The sequence below is a fragment of the Pseudomonas sp. BMS12 genome (assembly GCF_001592875.1).
Classification (GTDB): domain Bacteria; phylum Pseudomonadota; class Gammaproteobacteria; order Pseudomonadales; family Pseudomonadaceae; genus Aquipseudomonas.
This window is the reverse complement of record NZ_LSOF01000004.1, coordinates 188,507-204,670: the sequence shown is the minus strand read 5'-3', so window position 1 is coordinate 204,670 and position 16,164 is coordinate 188,507. Positions and strand designations below refer to the sequence as shown.

12 protein-coding genes are annotated in these 16,164 nt (G+C 65.9%); 6 read left to right on the top strand and 6 right to left on the bottom strand.

Annotation, left to right across the window (positions count from 1 at the left end; all coding sequences use genetic code 11):
- Window positions 1-20: 20 nt before the first annotated feature.
- From AYB31_RS03290 to AYB31_RS03280, 3 genes are all read left to right on the top strand, one after another.
- Window positions 21-752 carry a TorF family putative porin gene (locus tag AYB31_RS03290; protein WP_068825749.1) on the top strand — a complete coding sequence of 244 codons (732 nt, stop codon included), beginning with the start codon at window positions 21-23 and terminating at the stop codon, window positions 750-752.
- A 91-nt stretch (window positions 753-843) separates the two neighbouring features.
- Window positions 844-1,968 (top strand): agmatine deiminase family protein, encoded by a 1,125-nt coding sequence (locus AYB31_RS03285; RefSeq protein ID WP_068825747.1) that lies wholly within the window; start codon window positions 844-846, stop codon window positions 1,966-1,968.
- Between the two features lie 100 nt (window positions 1,969-2,068).
- A complete protein-coding gene (locus AYB31_RS03280) occupies window positions 2,069-3,754 on the top strand; it encodes an amidohydrolase (protein WP_068825745.1) in 1,686 nt (561 codons plus the stop codon).
- On the opposite strand, the gene AYB31_RS03275 is transcribed toward AYB31_RS03280, so the two are convergent.
- Both AYB31_RS03275 and AYB31_RS03270 read right to left on the bottom strand, forming a co-directional pair.
- Window positions 3,751-5,004, bottom strand: coding sequence for a DUF2254 domain-containing protein (locus AYB31_RS03275; protein ID WP_068825743.1), 1,254 nt, complete (start codon window positions 5,002-5,004; stop codon window positions 3,751-3,753). The genes AYB31_RS03280 and AYB31_RS03275 overlap by 4 nt on opposite strands.
- Before the next feature lie 62 nt (window positions 5,005-5,066).
- On the bottom strand, window positions 5,067-6,533 hold the full coding sequence (locus tag AYB31_RS03270; protein WP_068825741.1) for a methyl-accepting chemotaxis protein: 1,467 nt from the start codon (window positions 6,531-6,533) through the stop codon (window positions 5,067-5,069).
- A gap of 187 nt (window positions 6,534-6,720) precedes the next feature.
- On the opposite strand from AYB31_RS03270, the gene hrpA reads away from it, so the two are divergent.
- On the top strand, window positions 6,721-10,773 hold the full coding sequence (hrpA, locus tag AYB31_RS03265; protein WP_068825738.1) for an ATP-dependent RNA helicase HrpA: 4,053 nt from the start codon (window positions 6,721-6,723) through the stop codon (window positions 10,771-10,773).
- Between the two features lie 108 nt (window positions 10,774-10,881).
- Window positions 10,882-11,979: a GGDEF domain-containing protein gene (locus tag AYB31_RS03260; protein WP_177332270.1), complete on the top strand. Its 1,098-nt coding sequence runs from the start codon at window positions 10,882-10,884 to the stop codon at window positions 11,977-11,979.
- A 20-nt stretch (window positions 11,980-11,999) separates the two neighbouring features.
- Here AYB31_RS03260 and AYB31_RS03255 read toward each other — a convergent pair whose 3' ends face one another.
- The gene (locus AYB31_RS03255; RefSeq protein ID WP_068825736.1) at window positions 12,000-12,998 is read right to left on the bottom strand and encodes a hypothetical protein; all 999 of its coding nucleotides are present in this window, start codon (window positions 12,996-12,998) and stop codon (window positions 12,000-12,002) included.
- 183 nt (window positions 12,999-13,181) lie between these two features.
- Between AYB31_RS03255 and AYB31_RS03250 the strand changes: the two genes are divergently transcribed.
- A complete protein-coding gene (locus AYB31_RS03250; protein WP_068825821.1) occupies window positions 13,182-13,709 on the top strand; it encodes a DUF3087 domain-containing protein in 528 nt (175 codons plus the stop codon).
- Window positions 13,710-13,804: 95 nt separating this feature from the next.
- Here AYB31_RS03250 and AYB31_RS03245 read toward each other — a convergent pair whose 3' ends face one another.
- The 3 genes from AYB31_RS03245 to AYB31_RS03235 form a co-directional block, all read right to left on the bottom strand.
- A complete protein-coding gene (locus tag AYB31_RS03245; RefSeq protein ID WP_068825735.1) occupies window positions 13,805-14,401 on the bottom strand; it encodes a LysE family translocator in 597 nt (198 codons plus the stop codon).
- Between the two features lie 96 nt (window positions 14,402-14,497).
- Complete coding sequence (locus AYB31_RS03240; protein ID WP_068825733.1) at window positions 14,498-15,334, bottom strand: AraC family transcriptional regulator; 837 nt, start codon at window positions 15,332-15,334, stop codon at window positions 14,498-14,500.
- Between the two features lie 220 nt (window positions 15,335-15,554).
- Window positions 15,555-15,767: a VF530 family DNA-binding protein gene (locus AYB31_RS03235; RefSeq protein ID WP_068825730.1), complete on the bottom strand. Its 213-nt coding sequence runs from the start codon at window positions 15,765-15,767 to the stop codon at window positions 15,555-15,557.
- Window positions 15,768-16,164: the final 397 nt, after the last annotated feature.

Genomic DNA, 16,164 nt, shown 5'->3' with positions numbered 1-16,164 from the left:
AACAAGAAAGGAGCCGCACCATGCAGTACCCGTCCAAGGCCGCCCTAGCCATCACTCTGTTCGCCCCCTGGGGCCTGAGCCAGGCCATCGAACTGAACGACGACTTCGCCCTGTACCTGGATGCCGGCGTCTACAGCGACTACCGCACCCGCGGCATCTCGCAGACGCAGAACGACCCGGCCCTGCAGGGCTCGGCCACCCTCAGTCATAGCAGCGGCCTGTACGTCGGGGTGTGGAGCTCCAACGTCGACTTCGGCCTGGGCAGCAACACCCGCCAGGAGCTGGACTACTACGCCGGCTACAACTGGCAGATCAGCGACGACATCAGCCTCGACAGCGCCTACTTCCAGTACGAATACCCGCGCCAGAGCGAACTCAACTATGGCGAGTACTTCAGCCAGCTCACAGCCTACGGCGCCAAGCTCGGTGCCTACTACTCCGACAACCTCGGCGGCGACCAGAGCTACCTGTACAGCTACGTCGGCTACGAGACCCCGCTGCCGGCGGACGTGGCCCTGGACCTGCGCTACGGCAATGTCGACCTCAAGGACCCGCTGCTGCAGGGTGGCAGCGGCGACACCCGCGACAGCTACCGCGAATGGCAGCTCAAGCTGAGCAAGGAATTGTTCGGCCTCAACTGGTCGGCCAGCTACGTCGACACCGATCTTTCGAACAGCGAATGCGCCAACTACATGGGCTTCGACGACGTCTGCTCGGCGACCTTGGTGTTGGGCGTCAACAAGAGTTTTTGAGCCGGTGGCGGGCCGCCGGCCCGTGCCGCGCTAGGGAGCAGCAAGCCATGGATGGCGCCGCACAACCCCCCAACGAGAAGAGGGACATAGCATGTCTACGCGTCGCGACTTCATGAAACACCTGACTATGGCCGCCGGTATCGGCGCCGTCGCCACCCTGGGTCTGGGCATCGGCACGCCACGGGCGCGCGCGGCCCTGGCCGGCAGCTGGTACATGCCTGACGAGCATGCCCCGCAGGAGCGGGTGATCCTGGCCTTCGCCGCCTCCACGGCGATCTGGGAGGACTGGGCCACGCCGGTCAACAATTGCATCGCCCTGTTGGCAAAGACCATTGCCAGGTACCAGCCGGTGACTGTGTTATGCCGTGCCAACCAGCTGAGCCAGGCCAAGCAGAAGTGTGGCACCAGCAATATCAAGTTCCTCACCATGCCACTGGATGACATATGGGTACGCGACTACGGCGGCAGCTTCGTGGTCGACGGCCAGGGCGGTCGCGGCCTGGTCGACTTCAACTTCAACGGCTGGGGCGGCAAACAGCGTTCCGGCAACGACACACTGGTCGCCGATACCCTGAGCTACGAGTTGTATGCCGACTACATCGGCAGCCAACTGGTGGGCGAAGGTGGTGGTATCGAAGTGGACGGCCACGGTACGGCGATCATGACCGAGAGCTGCTGGGTCAACAGCAACCGTAACCCGGGCATGAGCAAAGCCCAGATCGAGGCCGAGCTGAAGGCTAGTCTCGGCCTTCGCAAGATCATCTGGCTGCCCGGCATCAAGGGCAAGGACATCACCGACGCCCACGTCGACTTCTACGCGCGCTTCGTCAAACCGGGCGTGGTCATCGCCAACCTGGACAACGACCCCAAGTCCTACGACTACGCAGTGACCCGCACTCACCTGAATATCCTCAAGGCGGCCACCGACGCCGACGGCCGCAAGCTGGTGGTGCACACCCTGCCGCCGCCCCTCAAGGTGCGCAGCAATGTGTACACCCGCAACAACCCGGACTTCGCCCCCGGCTACATCAACTACCTGCCAATCAACGGCGCAGTGATTGCCCCGCAGTTCGGCGACGCGGCGGCGGACAAGTACTGCAAGGATCTGCTCACTCAGCTCTATCCGGGGCGCGCCATCGTGCAGGTCAATATCGATCCGATCGCGGCTGGCGGCGGCGGTATCCATTGCGTGACCAAGAACATGCCACGCCTGTGATCTAGCCTTTCATGACCTGCTTCCATCGGGGATCTGACCAACTTTCCCCGCTTGTGCCATGCCCGAGCGGGCATGGTTTTTTTTGCTTGAGGATCGCTCCATGTATCGCTGTCTGCCGCTTTGTGCGGCCCTGCTAGCACCACTGGTCCAGGCTGACGAAACCGGCGCCAGCTTGGTGCTGCACAACGCCCGCATCTATACGGTGAACGCGGCCCAGCCCTGGGCAGAAGCCCTTGCTGTGAGTCACACGGGCAGGATATTGGCCATCGGTAACCGGGCGGAGGTCGACAAGCATGTCGACGACGATACCGATGTCGTCGACCTCGGCGGTCGCCTGGTACTCCCCGGATTCCAGGATACCCATGCTCATGTGTTGGACGCCTCGTCCGAGGCCCAGGGCGACTGCCCGCTGGATGCGGACGATACCTTGGACAAGTGGCTGGATGAGGTTGGCCAGTGTGCCGAGCAAACCGAGAGCGAGTGGCTGCTGGGCAGCGGCTTCAGCCTGCACACCCTGCTTGATAGCGGCGAGAGCCCGCGCGAGTTGCTCGACGAGATCGCCTCCGATCTGCCCATCGCCCTGATGGAGGAGACCTCGCACTCCTACTGGCTCAACAGCAAGGCGCTGCAGCTGGCCGGTTTCGACCACGCAGGAGCCGATCCCGAGGGCGGCGTAATCCTGCGCGACACGCAGGGCAGGGCCACCGGTGTGGTACTCGACAGCGCTGGCGACTTGGTGATGGATAAGGCTCTGCCACCCTCTAGGGCGCTGCATCAGGTGTATTACCAGGCGGTGCTGGACGGCCAGGGCGAGCTGGCGCGCAACGGCATCACCTCGGTGGCCGATGCGCGGGTGTTTTGGCGTCGTGGCCACCTAGAGGCCTGGCAGAAGGCGGCGCGTGAGAATCGCCTCAAGGCGCGCACCAGCCTCGGCCTGTGGGCCTACCCGCAGCTGGACGATGGCGAGCAGCTGGCCCAGCTCAAGGCGCTGTACCAGCCGGGCGATGATGACGATCTGCTGCATATCACCCAGATCAAGCTGTATGTCGACGGTATCGTGCACAACACCACCGCGCGCCTGCGCCAGCCCTACCAACACAGCCTGGCGGGCGTCGATCCGCGCGGCCTGTACTACTTCACGCCACAGCGCTTGGCGCGCTACGCCCGTGAGCTGTCGGCGGTGGGCTTCGACCTGCACATTCACACCATCGGCGACCAGGCGGTACGCGATGCGCTTGATGTGATCGAGCAGACTGGACTCGGTCGCCATCGTCTGACCCATGTTGAGCTGGTCGACCAGGTAGATCTGCCGCGCTTTCGCCAGTTGGGCGTGATTGCCGACTTCCAGCCCAGCCGCTATTTCGCCCCGTCCTTCCTCAAGGACAACCAGCCGCTGATCGGTGAGCGTGCCTACCAGTTGCTGCCGCTGCGTGCGTTGTATGACAGCGGGGCACGGGTCACGCTCAGTTCGGATTGGGATGTGAATCCGCTGTCGCCGCTTGGGATCATGCAAAACGCCCTTAGCCTCGGCGCACGTAGCTTGCCCAGTTTGGAGGCGGCGATCCGCGCCTACACGCTGGATGCCGCCTACACCCTGCGCCAGGAGAAGCAGACTGGCTCGCTGGAGGTGGGCAAGCAGGCCGACCTGCTGGTGCTGGACCGAGACATCTTCACGTTATCGCCAGCGCAGATAGGCCAGGCCAAGGTGCTGTGGACTCTGCTTGGTGGCGATGAGGTGTATCGGGCCGCGGGGTTCCCGTATGAGTTTGCTGCGAGTGCTGACTAGAGGGCCAGCACCTCGGCCGAGAGTTCGCGCAGGCGCTGCTTGTCTTCCTCCAGCGTCAGTACCGCTTCGGCGCGCTTGAGCGCCAGGCTGGAGTGGCGCCGGGCGTCGGCCCGGTAGCGCGGGTCGAGCAGGGCCAGGTTGAGCAGGTCCTTCTGCAGGCGAATGCCGACCTCGATCAGGGCCGCGCCATCGCGGGCGATCGGGGTGAACAGGTCATCGAACAGGTCGCTCAGCAGCAGGTCCGGTGCGTGGATGCGGCTGCAGTCGAGCCCGTCCGGTGTTTCGCCGTCGACCTGTGTCCACAGGGCCAGCACACGTACGCCGCGGCCGAGGATGTCGATGGCCGTGCCGGGGTCGTTGACGGCGGGCGACAGGGCGCGCGAGGCGATTTCTGCCAGCACGGCGGCACCGAAGCGGGGGTCCTGCTCGAAGGAGCGGCACTTGCCGACGCTGAAGGCGGCGCGCAGTCGGTCGTCCTCGGCGGGGTCGATTCCCAGTACCGCTGCTAGTGGCTCGCCAGGGGTGATGAAGCTGCCCGGCATGGCCAGCAGATAGATAGCGCTGTCCGGGCTGGCGCTCAGCTCGGCCAGCGCGGGCATGTCGATGTGTTGCACATAGCCGATGTAGTGCGGGTGGATCGCGCGCGCGTTTGCCGGGATGGCTTCGCGTGAGACCAGGCGGTTGCCGCCCAGGTTCGGCAGCCGCAGACGGTCGCGCAGGGCTTCGCAGGTGGCGTGCTCCACGCGGTCGCTGGTTTCGCCGACGCGGCCGAGTTGGGCCAGGTGGTCGATCCAGCGCAGCAGGGCGAGGACGATCAGGGCGATCACGGCGATGGTGACCACGAACATCAGCACCCGGCCCTTGTTGCCATAGGCGCCCGTGCTCAGGGCGATGATGCCGACCACGCTGAACAGGAAGGAACCGATAAAGGTGCCCAGGGCGTTCTGGGTGATGTTGTCTTCCATCACCAGCGGGGTGGCGCGCGGGGTGACGGTGCTGGTGGCCGAGGAGTAGGCGGCGACCATGATGCTCAGGGAGAAGGTGGTGACCGTGAGCATACTGGTGGCGATGATGTTGAGGATCTTGTCCACCGCATCGGCGCCGACGCTGTTGGCCAGGCTTTCCGGCACATAGTCCTTGAAGGCCAGTGCCAGCAGCGCGCTGACCACGCCGAGCAGGGAAAACAGGCTGGCGCGGAACCACAGGCGCCTGCCGATTTGTGCGAGAACCCATTGCCAGCGTGCGGTCATGGTCGGCTCGTATCGGTCGGTAGAGCCCGATTCTGCCTGGCGGCCCCGCGGATGGCCAGGTGCTAGAGCTTGAGCTTGCGAATCGCCTTGCCCAGGTCGTCGGCCAGGCCCACCAGTTCGGCACTGGTACTGGCCGAGGCCAGGGTCTGCTGCACGGTCTGTTCGGTGACGTCGCGGATGCCCACCACCGAGCGGGTCATCTCCTCGGCCACCTGGGTCTGCTGCTCGGCGGCCACGGCGATCTGCGTGTTGCTGTCGCGCATCAGGGCCACGGCCTGGGCGATGTCACCCAGGGCCTCGCCGGTGGCGTTGGCCTCCTGCACGCATTGATCGGCCTTGAGCGAGCTTTCCTGCATGAACTCCACGGCATCGCGGCTGGCCGCCTGCAGATTGCCGATCATTTTGGTGATCTCGTCGGTGGAGTCCTGCACGCGCTTGGCCAGGTTGCGCACCTCGTCGGCCACCACGGCGAAGCCGCGGCCCATCTCGCCGGCGCGTGCCGCTTCGATGGCGGCGTTTAGGGCGAGCAGGTTGGTCTGTTCGGCGATGCCGTGGATGGTCTCGACCATGCCGCCGATGGTGCGGCTGTCCTCGGCCAGCTTCTGGATCATCTCGGCAGTCTGCTGCACGCCGCTGGAAAGGCTGGCGATGGCGCTGCCGGCGCGTGCCACCACCTGCTGGCCGACGCCGCTGAGGCGGTCGGCTTCGGCGGACTGGTCGCGGGTGTCGCTGGCGTGGCGGGCGATCTCGTGCACGGTGGCGGACATCTCGTTGATCGCGGTAGCGGCCTGGTCGGTCTCGGCCTGCTGGCCGAGCATGCCGCCGCGTACCTGCTCCATGCTCGCGGCCAGGCGTCGCGCACCTTCATCGAGGCTGGCGGCGGCCTGGGCGACGGTGCCTACCACCCGCTGATAGCCGGCCTGCATGGCGTTGAAGGCACCGGCCATCTGGCCCACTTCGTCACGGCTGCTCAGTTCGGCGCGGGCCGCCAGGTCGCCGCTGCGCTCCACGTGCAGCATCACATCCTTCAGCTGGTTGAGGTGGCCGAGGATGAAACGGATCAGCAGCTGCGAGGCGCCCAGCAACAACAGCATCAATAAGGCCACGGCGAGGGCATAGGCACCGGCGCGCTCCGTGAAGACCTGCCATAGGCTGGCTGCCTTTGCCGGCACGGCCAGCCGCTGGCCATTGCTGCCGTCCTGCACCCAGGCGCCGATCAGCGGGGAGTCGCCCCACAGCTCGTCGTGCTGCAGGGGCGTCCAGCCCCGTGCATTGCGCGGCAGGCCAAATGGCGGCTGTGCATCGGTCGCAAAGCGCTGCGCCTGGCTACCGGTGGGCAGAGCGGCCTCGGCCGGCCAGGCTGCCAACAGTGTGGCCTGGGCCTGGGCGGCCTCGTGCGCCACCGTGGCGCGGCCCTGCTGCTCCTGCTGCATGGCGAACAGCACCAGCAGCAGGGTGGTGGCGAAAGCCACCAGATTGACGGCCCAGAACTTGTATTTCAGTGAGAGATCGAGGATCCAGCTTTTCATGATGGTTTTTCTGCACGCGAGTTAACTGGCATTTGGCCATATCCTGCCGGCGACGATGGCGCCCCGGATTGATCGGGATCAAGGGTTCTCATTCTGGCGTCAGCCGTCCGTCGCTCCCTTCGGGCTGGGCAAGCCCCGGTCTGGCTGCGACAATCGCCGGCCTTGCCGTAGCCGCCGCGCCCTCCCGATGACCGACACCCGTGACCCCCTGCTGAAGAATCTAGACCAGGCCCTGCTGGCCGACCGTCATCGCCTGCGCCGCCAGTTGCACGAGCTGCAGAAGAAACCGGACGAAGCCAAGCAGGCCCAGTGGCTGGAGCGTTTCCAGGCTTCCTGTGCCAAGGTCGAGGCGCGCCAGCGCAGCATCCCGAGCATTCGCTTCGACGACGCGCTGCCGATCGCCGCCAAGCGCGACGAGATCAAGAAGGCATTGCAGGAGCACCAGGTGCTGGTGATCGCCGGCGAAACCGGCTCGGGCAAGACCACCCAGCTGCCGAAGATCTGCCTGGATATCGGTCGCGGCGTGCATGGCCTGATCGGCCACACCCAGCCGCGCCGCCTGGCCGCGCGTAGCGTGGCGACCCGCGTGGCCGAGGAAATCAGCACGCCGCTGGGCGAGCTGGTCGGCTATCAGGTGCGTTTCGAGGATCAGAGCAAGGACAGCACGCTGATCAAGCTGATGACCGACGGTATCCTGCTCGCCGAAACCCAGCACGACCGCTTCCTGGAGAAGTACGACACCATCATCGTCGACGAGGCGCACGAACGCAGCCTCAACATCGACTTCCTCCTCGGCTACCTGAAGACCCTGCTGCCGCGCCGCCCCGATCTGAAGCTGATCATCACGTCGGCGACCATCGACTTGGAGCGGTTCAGCAAGCACTTCAATAACGCCCCGATCATCGAGGTCTCTGGCCGCACCTACCCGGTAGAGACCTGGTACCGCCCGCTGGCCGCCGAGGTGGACGAGGAGGGCGAGAGCCTGCTCGACGACCTCACCGTCGACCAGGGCATTCTCGCCGCGCTGGACGAGATCGCCGTCCACGAGCGCGCCGAAGGCAAGCGTCCCGGCGATGTGCTGGTGTTCCTCCCCGGCGAGCGCGAGATTCGCGAGGCCGCCGAGGTGCTGCGCAAGGCCAACCTGCGCTTCACCGAGGTGCTGCCGCTGTACGCGCGGCTGACCCCGGCCGAGCAGCAGAAGATCTTCGCGCCCATGGCCGGGCGCAAGATCGTGCTGGCCACCAACGTCGCGGAAACCTCGCTGACCGTGCCGGGCATTCGCTACGTGATTGACTCGGGTACGGCGCGCATCAGCCGCTACAGCTACCGCGCCAAGGTGCAGCGCCTGCCCATCGAGGCGGTGTCCCAGGCCAGCGCCAACCAGCGCAAGGGCCGTTGCGGGCGGGTCGAGCCGGGCATCTGCATCCGCCTGTACAGCGAGGAGGATTTCCTCGGCCGCCCCGAGTTCACCGACCCGGAGATCCTGCGCACCAACCTGGCGGCGGTGATCCTGCAGATGCTCCATCTGCGCCTGGGCAGCATCGAGGACTTCCCCTTTATCGAGCCGCCGGATGGCAAGGCCATCAGCGACGGTTTCAACCTGCTGCAGGAGCTCTCGGCGGTCAACCGCGAGAGCCAGTTGACCCCTATCGGCCGCCAGCTGGCGCGCCTACCCATCGACCCGCGCCTGGGGCGCATGGTGCTGGAGGCGGCCAAGCTCGGCTCGCTGGACGAGATTCTCATCGTCGCCTCGGCGCTGTCCGTGCAGGACCCGCGCGAGCGGCCGATGGATCGTCAGCAGGCCGCCGACCAGGCCCACGCGCAGTGGAAGGACGTGGATTCCGACTTCGCCGCGCTGATCAACCTGTGGCGCGGCTTCGAGGAAAAACGCCAGGAACTGGGCAGCAACCCGCTGCGCAACTGGTGCAAGAAGAACTTCCTCAACTACATGCGCCTGCGCGAATGGCGTGATGCCCACCGCCAGCTGGTGCTGATCGCCCGCGAACTGCAACTCGGCAATGCTCGTGGGAGCGACTTCAGTCGCGATGCTTCTGCGCAGGGCTCTGGTCGCGGCCAAGGTTCCTCCCACAAGAGCGATGCGCGCCCGCAACCAACCAAGGACACCAAGGTCAACGTCATCGCCCGCGAGCAGGCCGAGGCCAGCGAAGCGGCGCAGCGTGCCAAGAGCTACGCCGCCGTGCACAAGGCGATCCTGTCCGGCCTGCTCAGTCAGATCGGCCAGAAGAGCGAGGACGGCGACTACCTCGGCGCCCGCCAGCGGCGCTTCTGGATTCACCCGTCCAGCGTGATCGGCCGCAAGAAGCCGACCTGGGTGATGGCCGCCGAGCTGGTGGAAACCACCAAGCTGTTCGCCCGCATGGTCGCCAAGATCGAGCCGGACTGGATCGAGCCGCTGGCCGGCCATCTGATCAAGAAAAACCACTTCGAGCCGCACTGGGAGAAGCGCCGCGGCCAGGTCGTGGCCTTCGAGCAGGTCACCCTGTACGGCCTGATCGTGGTCGGCCGCCGCCCGGTGCACTTCGGCCCGGTCGATCCGGCGGTGTCGCGCGAGCTGTTTATCCGCGAAGGCCTGGTGCGCGGCGAGATCAACAGCCGCGCCAAGTGCCTGGCGGCCAACCGCGAGCTGCTGGAGCGCCTCGACGAGCTGGAGGCCAAGGCCCGCCGCCGCGACATCCTGGCCGACGAGGAAACCCTGTTCGCCTTCTACGAGGCGCGCATCCCGCAGGAGATCCATCAGGCCGCCACCTTCGAGAGCTGGTACAAGGCCGAGAGCGCGAAGAATCCGCAGCTGCTGATCATGCGCGAGGAAGACGTGCTGGCCCGCGATGCCAAGGAGGTTACCGCCGCCCAGTACCCGGACATTCTCCAGCTCGGCGAACTGCAGCTGCCGCTGAGCTACCACTTCGAGCCCAACCACCCACGCGACGGCGTGACCCTGCGCGTGCCGGCGCCGCTGTTGCCGCAGCTACCCCCCGAGCGTTTGGAATGGCTGGTGCCGGGGCTGATCGAGGCCAAGGCCATCGCCCTGGTGCGCAACCTGCCCAAGGCCCTGCGCAAGAACTTCGTGCCGGTGCCGGACTTCGTCGGCGCCGCGCTGGCCAAGATCGCCTTCGGCCAGGGCAGCCTGCCGGAGTCCCTCGGCCGTGAGCTGACCCGCATGACCGGCGCCCGCGTTGCCGACGAGGCCTGGGAAGAGGCGGCGCAGCAGCTGGAAAGCCATCTGAAGATGAACCTGGAAGTGGTCGACGCCCGTGGCAAGTTCCTTGGCGAAGGCCGCGACCTGGCTGAGCTGACCGCGCGCTTCGCCGAGGCCAGCCAGGCCGCCCTGGCCATTCCGCAGCAGAAGCAGGAACAGAAGCCGGTCGAGGCCAAGGCCTTCGCCCAGGTCGCCGAGAAGACCCAGCAGAAGATCGCCGGACTCTCCATGACCGTGTTCCCGGCACTGGTGGAAGAGGGCGGGGTGGTCAAGGAAGGACGCTTCCCGACCCAGGCCGAGGCCGATTTCCAGCACCGCCGCGCCCTGCAGAAACTGTTGCTGCAGCAACTGGCCGAGCCGGCCAAGTACCTGCGCGGCAAGCTGCCGGGGCTGACCGAGCTGGGCCTGCTGTACCGTGAGCTGGGCCGCCCCGAGGCGCTGGTCGAGGACATCCTGCTGGCCAGCCTCGACGCCTGCGTGCTTGAAGGCGAAGCCAGCCTGCCCCGCGATGGCGCAGCGCTGGCAGCCCTGGCCGAGAAAAAGCGTGGCGACTGGACCGCCCACGCCGAGCGTATCGCCAGGCTCACCCTGGATATTCTCAAGCTCACCCACGGCCTGCAGAAACGCTTCAAGGGCAAGATCGACCTGGCCCAGGCCATGGCCCTCAACGATATCAAGCAGCAGCTGGCCAACCTGGTCTATCCCGGCTTCGTGCGCGAGACGCCGGGCGAGTGGTTGAAGGAAATCCCGCGCTACCTCAAGGCCATCGAGCAGCGCCTGGACAAGGTCGGCGCCCAGGTGCAGCGCGACCGCGTATGGACTGGCGAGCTCAGCGCCGCCTGGGAGCAGTACCAGGCGCGTACCGCCAAGCACGCTCAGGAAGGCAAGCGCGACCCCGAGCTGGTGCTGTACCGCTGGATGCTGGAGGAATACCGCGTCTCGCTGTTCGCCCAGCAACTGGGCACAAAAATGGCTGTGTCGGACAAGCGCCTGAGCAAGCAGTGGAGTCAAGTCGAAACTTGATGGCATTTTGATCTCATGCCAGCCTAAGCTCGGCCGACACACAGTGCGTCGGCTTCGGGATGGCCGGCGCCGGTGCATGCCGTGCTCGACCATCAACAGGAGTTGTCAGTGAGCTTGATCGACAGGCTGAAGCAGTCGCTGGACCCCTTGCGCGGCACGCCGGTTGCCACGCGCGAGGAGTTCGCGCACTGGTATCGCCAGGCCAAGCTGCCGCAGATCCGCTCCGGCGCCTTCCTGACCATGCTGCTGTATTTCGTCTACACCGCCATCGAGCAGCATGTGGCGCAGGATCACCAACAGCTGCGCCTGTTGGTGCATGGCCTCCTGGTGCCTGCAGTGCTGCTGGCCGTCGGCCTGATGAGCTACAGCGAGGCCTGGCGCCAACGCATGATCCTGCTGCTGTGCGCGGCGCCGATCAGTGCGGTGCTGGCCAACCTGGCATTCAACAGCGGCAACTCCGATTTCGCCTACTTCCTGCCGGAGATCTACCTCAACCTGATGTGGACCTTCACCGTCTCCGGCCTGAACCTGCGCCAGGCGACCCTGACTGCCAGTATTTCCACCGTGGCGTTGGTGGTGGTGAGCCTGGGCGCGGAACTGCAAGACGGCCTGCAGTGGCTGCACCTGGGCTGGATATTGGCCTCCTTGTCCTTCGGCTTCGTCTGCGCCTTCGTGCTGGAGAAGGCGCACAAGATCATGTTCCTGCATCAGCGCCAGCTGGCACTGAGTGCCAGCCTGGACGGCCTTACCGGGCTGTGGAACCGTACCCATATCGACCAGCTGTTCAGCGACGAGATTGCCCGGGCGCAGCGCTACGACACCCGTTTCTCGGTGATCCTGATCGATATCGACCACTTCAAGCAGGTCAACGACAGCCATGGGCATGCCGTGGGTGACAGCGTATTGCGCCAGTTCGCCAAGCTGCTGAGCAACAGCGTGCGCGTCGTCGATCAGGTTGGCCGTCTGGGTGGCGAAGAGTTTCTGGTGATCCTGCCCGAGGCCGACCAGCAGCAGGCCCTGGCCGTGGCGAAAACCCTGCAACGCCTGGTGCGCGAGTGCGAGTTCAAGACGGTGCGGCACAAGACGGCCAGCTTCGGCGTCACCGAGTTCTGCGTCGACGACAGCGCCCAGAGCATGCTCGATCGTGCCGACCGCGCGCTTTATCTGGCCAAGGCCAACGGCCGCGACCGCATCGAAGTGCTCTGAGGGGCTGGGCGCGGAACAGCTCAGTAAGCGCGCGGGAGGATCTCGATGCCATCGCGCTGGTGGTTCCACTGCACCTGAATGAAGCGCGCGTGGTCGGCGTCCCACAGCAGGTGGCGGGGTAGCGGGCGTTCGATCGCAGTGATCTTGATCCAGTCGTTGTTCCGGGCGGAATAGATGATGTCCTGCGTGTACTCCAGCTCGTGGCTGTCTTTCGAATAGCGGAACAGATTGAGCAGAAACAGCACATCGTCGTCCTTGCTCACCACATCCAGCGAACTGACGGTGACATCGGCCGGCAGGCCTTTGATGCGCACGGGCCGCGTGCTGTCATCGGCGATGTCGTAGAGCTGCGCCAACAGCGGGGATTCGCCCGCCGCGGCATATTGCTCCATGCCGACCAGATAACGCGCCCCGACCGGCCCGACGAGCTGGGCGCTCTGGCCGTCGTGGCGCATGTCGCGACTTATCGCCTCACGGAATTGGCGGTAACCCTCGCGGCCGTGCAGGTCGTGCTCCACCTGCGCGTTGGGCAGTCGATACACCTTGTCACCGGCCAGCAGGCGCGGATCGTGCCGGGCCGGGCGGCGCTGCTGAAGGGGGGCGGGGATATCCTGCGCGGCGCTGCAGGTGCTGGGCTGCGCTGACAGGGGACAGACCGCAGCGCCCTCCTGGTCGAACAGAATTAGCGCATCGCCTGCCAGTTCGTTGCCCCAGAAGCTATCGGCACGGCGGGCCTCACGGATTTTCTGCCACTTGCGGCGTGCCTCGGCAAAGCCGATCCAGTGGCTTTCCACCGGCAGCACCAGGCGATACAGCTTGGCACCGAGGGGTTTCTGCTTGCAGCTATGGCGACCCCAGTAGCAGGTGGAGCGTACCGTCTCCTCGCTAATCAACAGATGCAGCTGGCTGCCCTGCAGGGTGGCGAATGTGATGCTGTAGTCGGTGTCTGTCGCCGCCTGCGCGGGCGCGCCGAGCAGCGCCGCGCCGAGCAAGGCGAGCCGCAATAGCCTGGTGTTCACGCGGATCCTCCTGGGAAGGTTCTGCGCACTTTAGCTGCATTGGCGCGGCGGCGCCGCAGCTCGTACCGGCCCGCAGGCCAGAAAGGATGCAGCACGTCTTGCCACAACCTCGGGCTCGACCTCTCAGGGCCGATCAGGCAAGGTGGCGACCTTTCGTTGCCCAGCGTGATCGCCATGACCAGCCTGTTCGAAATCCAGCCCATGAACCCCGAGCTGTACCGCCAGCAGACCCGGCGCAGCACCTTCGTGCTCGCCGCCATCTTCCTGGTGCTGGCCATGCTCTGTGCCACTGCCAGCACCCAGCTGTTCGGCACGCCCGGCGGTGATAACTTCAAGTGGAACCTGCTCGGCGTGCTGCTCGGCTTGGCCTTGAGCGTGCTGCTGGTGCGCCAGCAACTCTGGGCGCGGCCGTTCATGGCGGCGGCGGTGTACGGCTGGCGCCTCAAGCGCAGCCTGATGCGCGTTACCAACGTCATGCACCAGGTCAAGGCTGGCGTGGCGGCGGGCGATGCCAGCGCCATGCGGCTGCTGCGCTTCTATCACCTGGGCGTAAGCCAGATGCACCAGCTGGACGGTAACAGCAGCGACCTCAGCCAGATGGTCCGCGAGATCGACGCGCACCGCGAGGCGATGCTGGCGCAGGGGCTGGAGGTGGAACAGAACCGCCTCGAGGCCGAGTGGCTGGAAGCGGTGAAGGCTTTCAAGTCCTAAGACGACCCCGAACTCCCACGCCCGACGCTCCCGCGCAGGCGGGAGCCCAGGTGCTACGGGTTCCGGTTTCCCGCAAGCGCGGAAATGACGGCGGGCTAGAGCAGCACCGCCAGCCAGGTCGAAACGAACAGCAGCACGGCCAGCAGCTGGTTGAAGCGCTGCATTCGCCGGGGCGACTGCAACAGGCGGTTGCTACCGGCGCCGAGCAGGGCCCAGGCGCTCATGCAGGGCAGGGCCATGAGCAGGAAGATCAGCGACAACTGCAGCACCCGCCCGGCCTTGTCCGCGCTGCCGGCGGCGAACACGCTGACCACCGCGACCGCCATCATCCACACCTTGGGATTGACCAGTTGCAGCAGCGCCGCGCCCAGCGGCCCCAGTTCGCGCTGGTCGCCGGCAGCGCCCAATGGTGTGGCCGCGCTGCGCAGCAGCTGCCAGGCCAGCCAGCTCAGCCACAGGGCGCCGCCCCAGCTCATCACCTGCTGCACGCGCGGGTAGCGCAGCAGCGTCTCACCCAGGCCGAGGCCGACCAGCAGCACGATCAGCGCCGCGGCCAGGCAGGCGCCCAGTACCAGCGGCAGGGTGGCGCGCAGGCCGAAACGTGCGCCATGGCTGAGCACCAGGATATTGCTCGGCCCCGGTGTGATGGTGGCGACGAAGGCGAACAGCAGGAAGGGCAGCAGGGACTGCATGATTCAGTTCCCTGTGCTGCGTTGTGGTGGGTTGCGATGGCGCATGCCGGCGGCTCTCCGTAATAAGGAAGGCCCATGCTGCGGCGCGGCGGAGAATCAGTCTGGAAGCTTTGAGCAGCGGCGACGGTAATCGGCGGGGGTGAGCTGGTAGGCGCGGCGGAACCAGCGGCCCAGGTGGCTCTGGTCGGCGAAGCCCAGGGAGCTGGCCACCTCGGCCGGCGTGTCACCACGGGCCAGCCGCTGGCGCGCCTTGGCCAGGCGCAGCTGGATCAGGTAGGCGTGCGGGGCGACGCCGAAGGCGCTCTTGAAGGCGCGGCTGAGGCGGAAGCGATCCACCCCGCAGGCCGCGGCGGTGTCGTCCAGGCCGATGTCCTGATCGAAATGCGCATGCAGGAAGTCGCGCGCTCGCTGCGCCACCAGCGGCAGGCGCGGGTCCGGGTTCTCGCGTTTGCGCCACTGCAGGCGGCTGGTCATGGTGCCGAGCAGATCGTCGATGGCGGTCTGCCGCACGATACGCAGGTCGCCCTCATGCAGGCTCTGGAAGGCCCGGACTATGGCGCCGGCCAGGCGGCTGTCGTTATTCAGGATATTGGCGAAGCTCGGCGTACTGTCCGCCGGCGCGTGCTCGAACAACGCATGCAGCTCGCGCTCCAGCCACTGCGGGTCGAGGTAGAGCATCGAATAGGTGAAGCCTTCCGCGGTCGGCGCATGGCCGTCGTGAATCTCGCCCGGCTCCAGCAGTATTACCTTGCCCGGCGTGCTCAGGTGCTTCTCGCGCCGGCAGTTGAACTGCTGCACGCCCTGCTCGGTGACGCCCACCAGGTAGCTGTCGTGCCAGTGCGGGTCGTAGGCGTGGCCCTCGAAGTGGGCACGGATCGACTCGATGCCGGTGTCGGCATCCTGCGTCAGGTCGATCCAATTGCGCGTCGTCACTGAGTGCCCCGGAGAAAGTTCGTTCGCCCAAAGGCGACGTTAACGGGTTTGCCAGAGGCGTGTTTAGAACATTTGTGCAGGGCCCGGCTCCTGCTTACCGTGAGCGCCCGCGTTCTGAGGAAATCTGCTTTCCGTGGGAGCGACTTCAGTCGCGATAACCAGCAGCGCCGGGCTGGCCTGCTTCACGGCCAAGGCTCAAACCCTGGTCTGTTCCCAAGGTTCAGCGGCCGGCGATGTCCTTGATGTAGAGCGCTTCCACCTTCTCCCGCGCCCAGGGCGTCTTGCGCAGGAACTTGAGGCTGGATTCGACACTGGGCTCGTGCGTGAAGCAGCGGATGGCAATGAGCTGGCCGAGGCGCTCCCAACCGTGTTTGTCGACCAGGGCCTGGAGGATGGCCTTCAGGGTTAGGCCGTGGAGGGGGTCGTTGCTCATCGGGTTTGGCTCGGGGTTGTGCGGAATTGGGCGGCACTGTAACTCCCCTCTGGCATTTTCGGGAGTGGAGCGGGTCGCGAGCTTTGTTTGAGGGCTTCGTGCCGCTGCTATTTACCTAGTTGCTGGCTGCTTCAGTTCCGCCCTGCTGGGCGTGCTCCTTTTGGCAGTCGCCCGGATGGCCGGCCCCGCCAAAAGGAACCAAAAGGGCTTGCCCCTGCATTCGGCCCTGCGCTTCGCTCCGGGTGCGTTACTCGCTTCGCTCGCCCTTCGGGCCAGCCTGCGGCTGTTACTCCGCTTCGCTACGTTTCACTCCATCGATGTTCCAGGGCCCCGCGTCGAAGGGCCATCCATGGCCCATCGTCGCTTTTGCGGCATCCATGCGGCTCAAGCCTGCCCG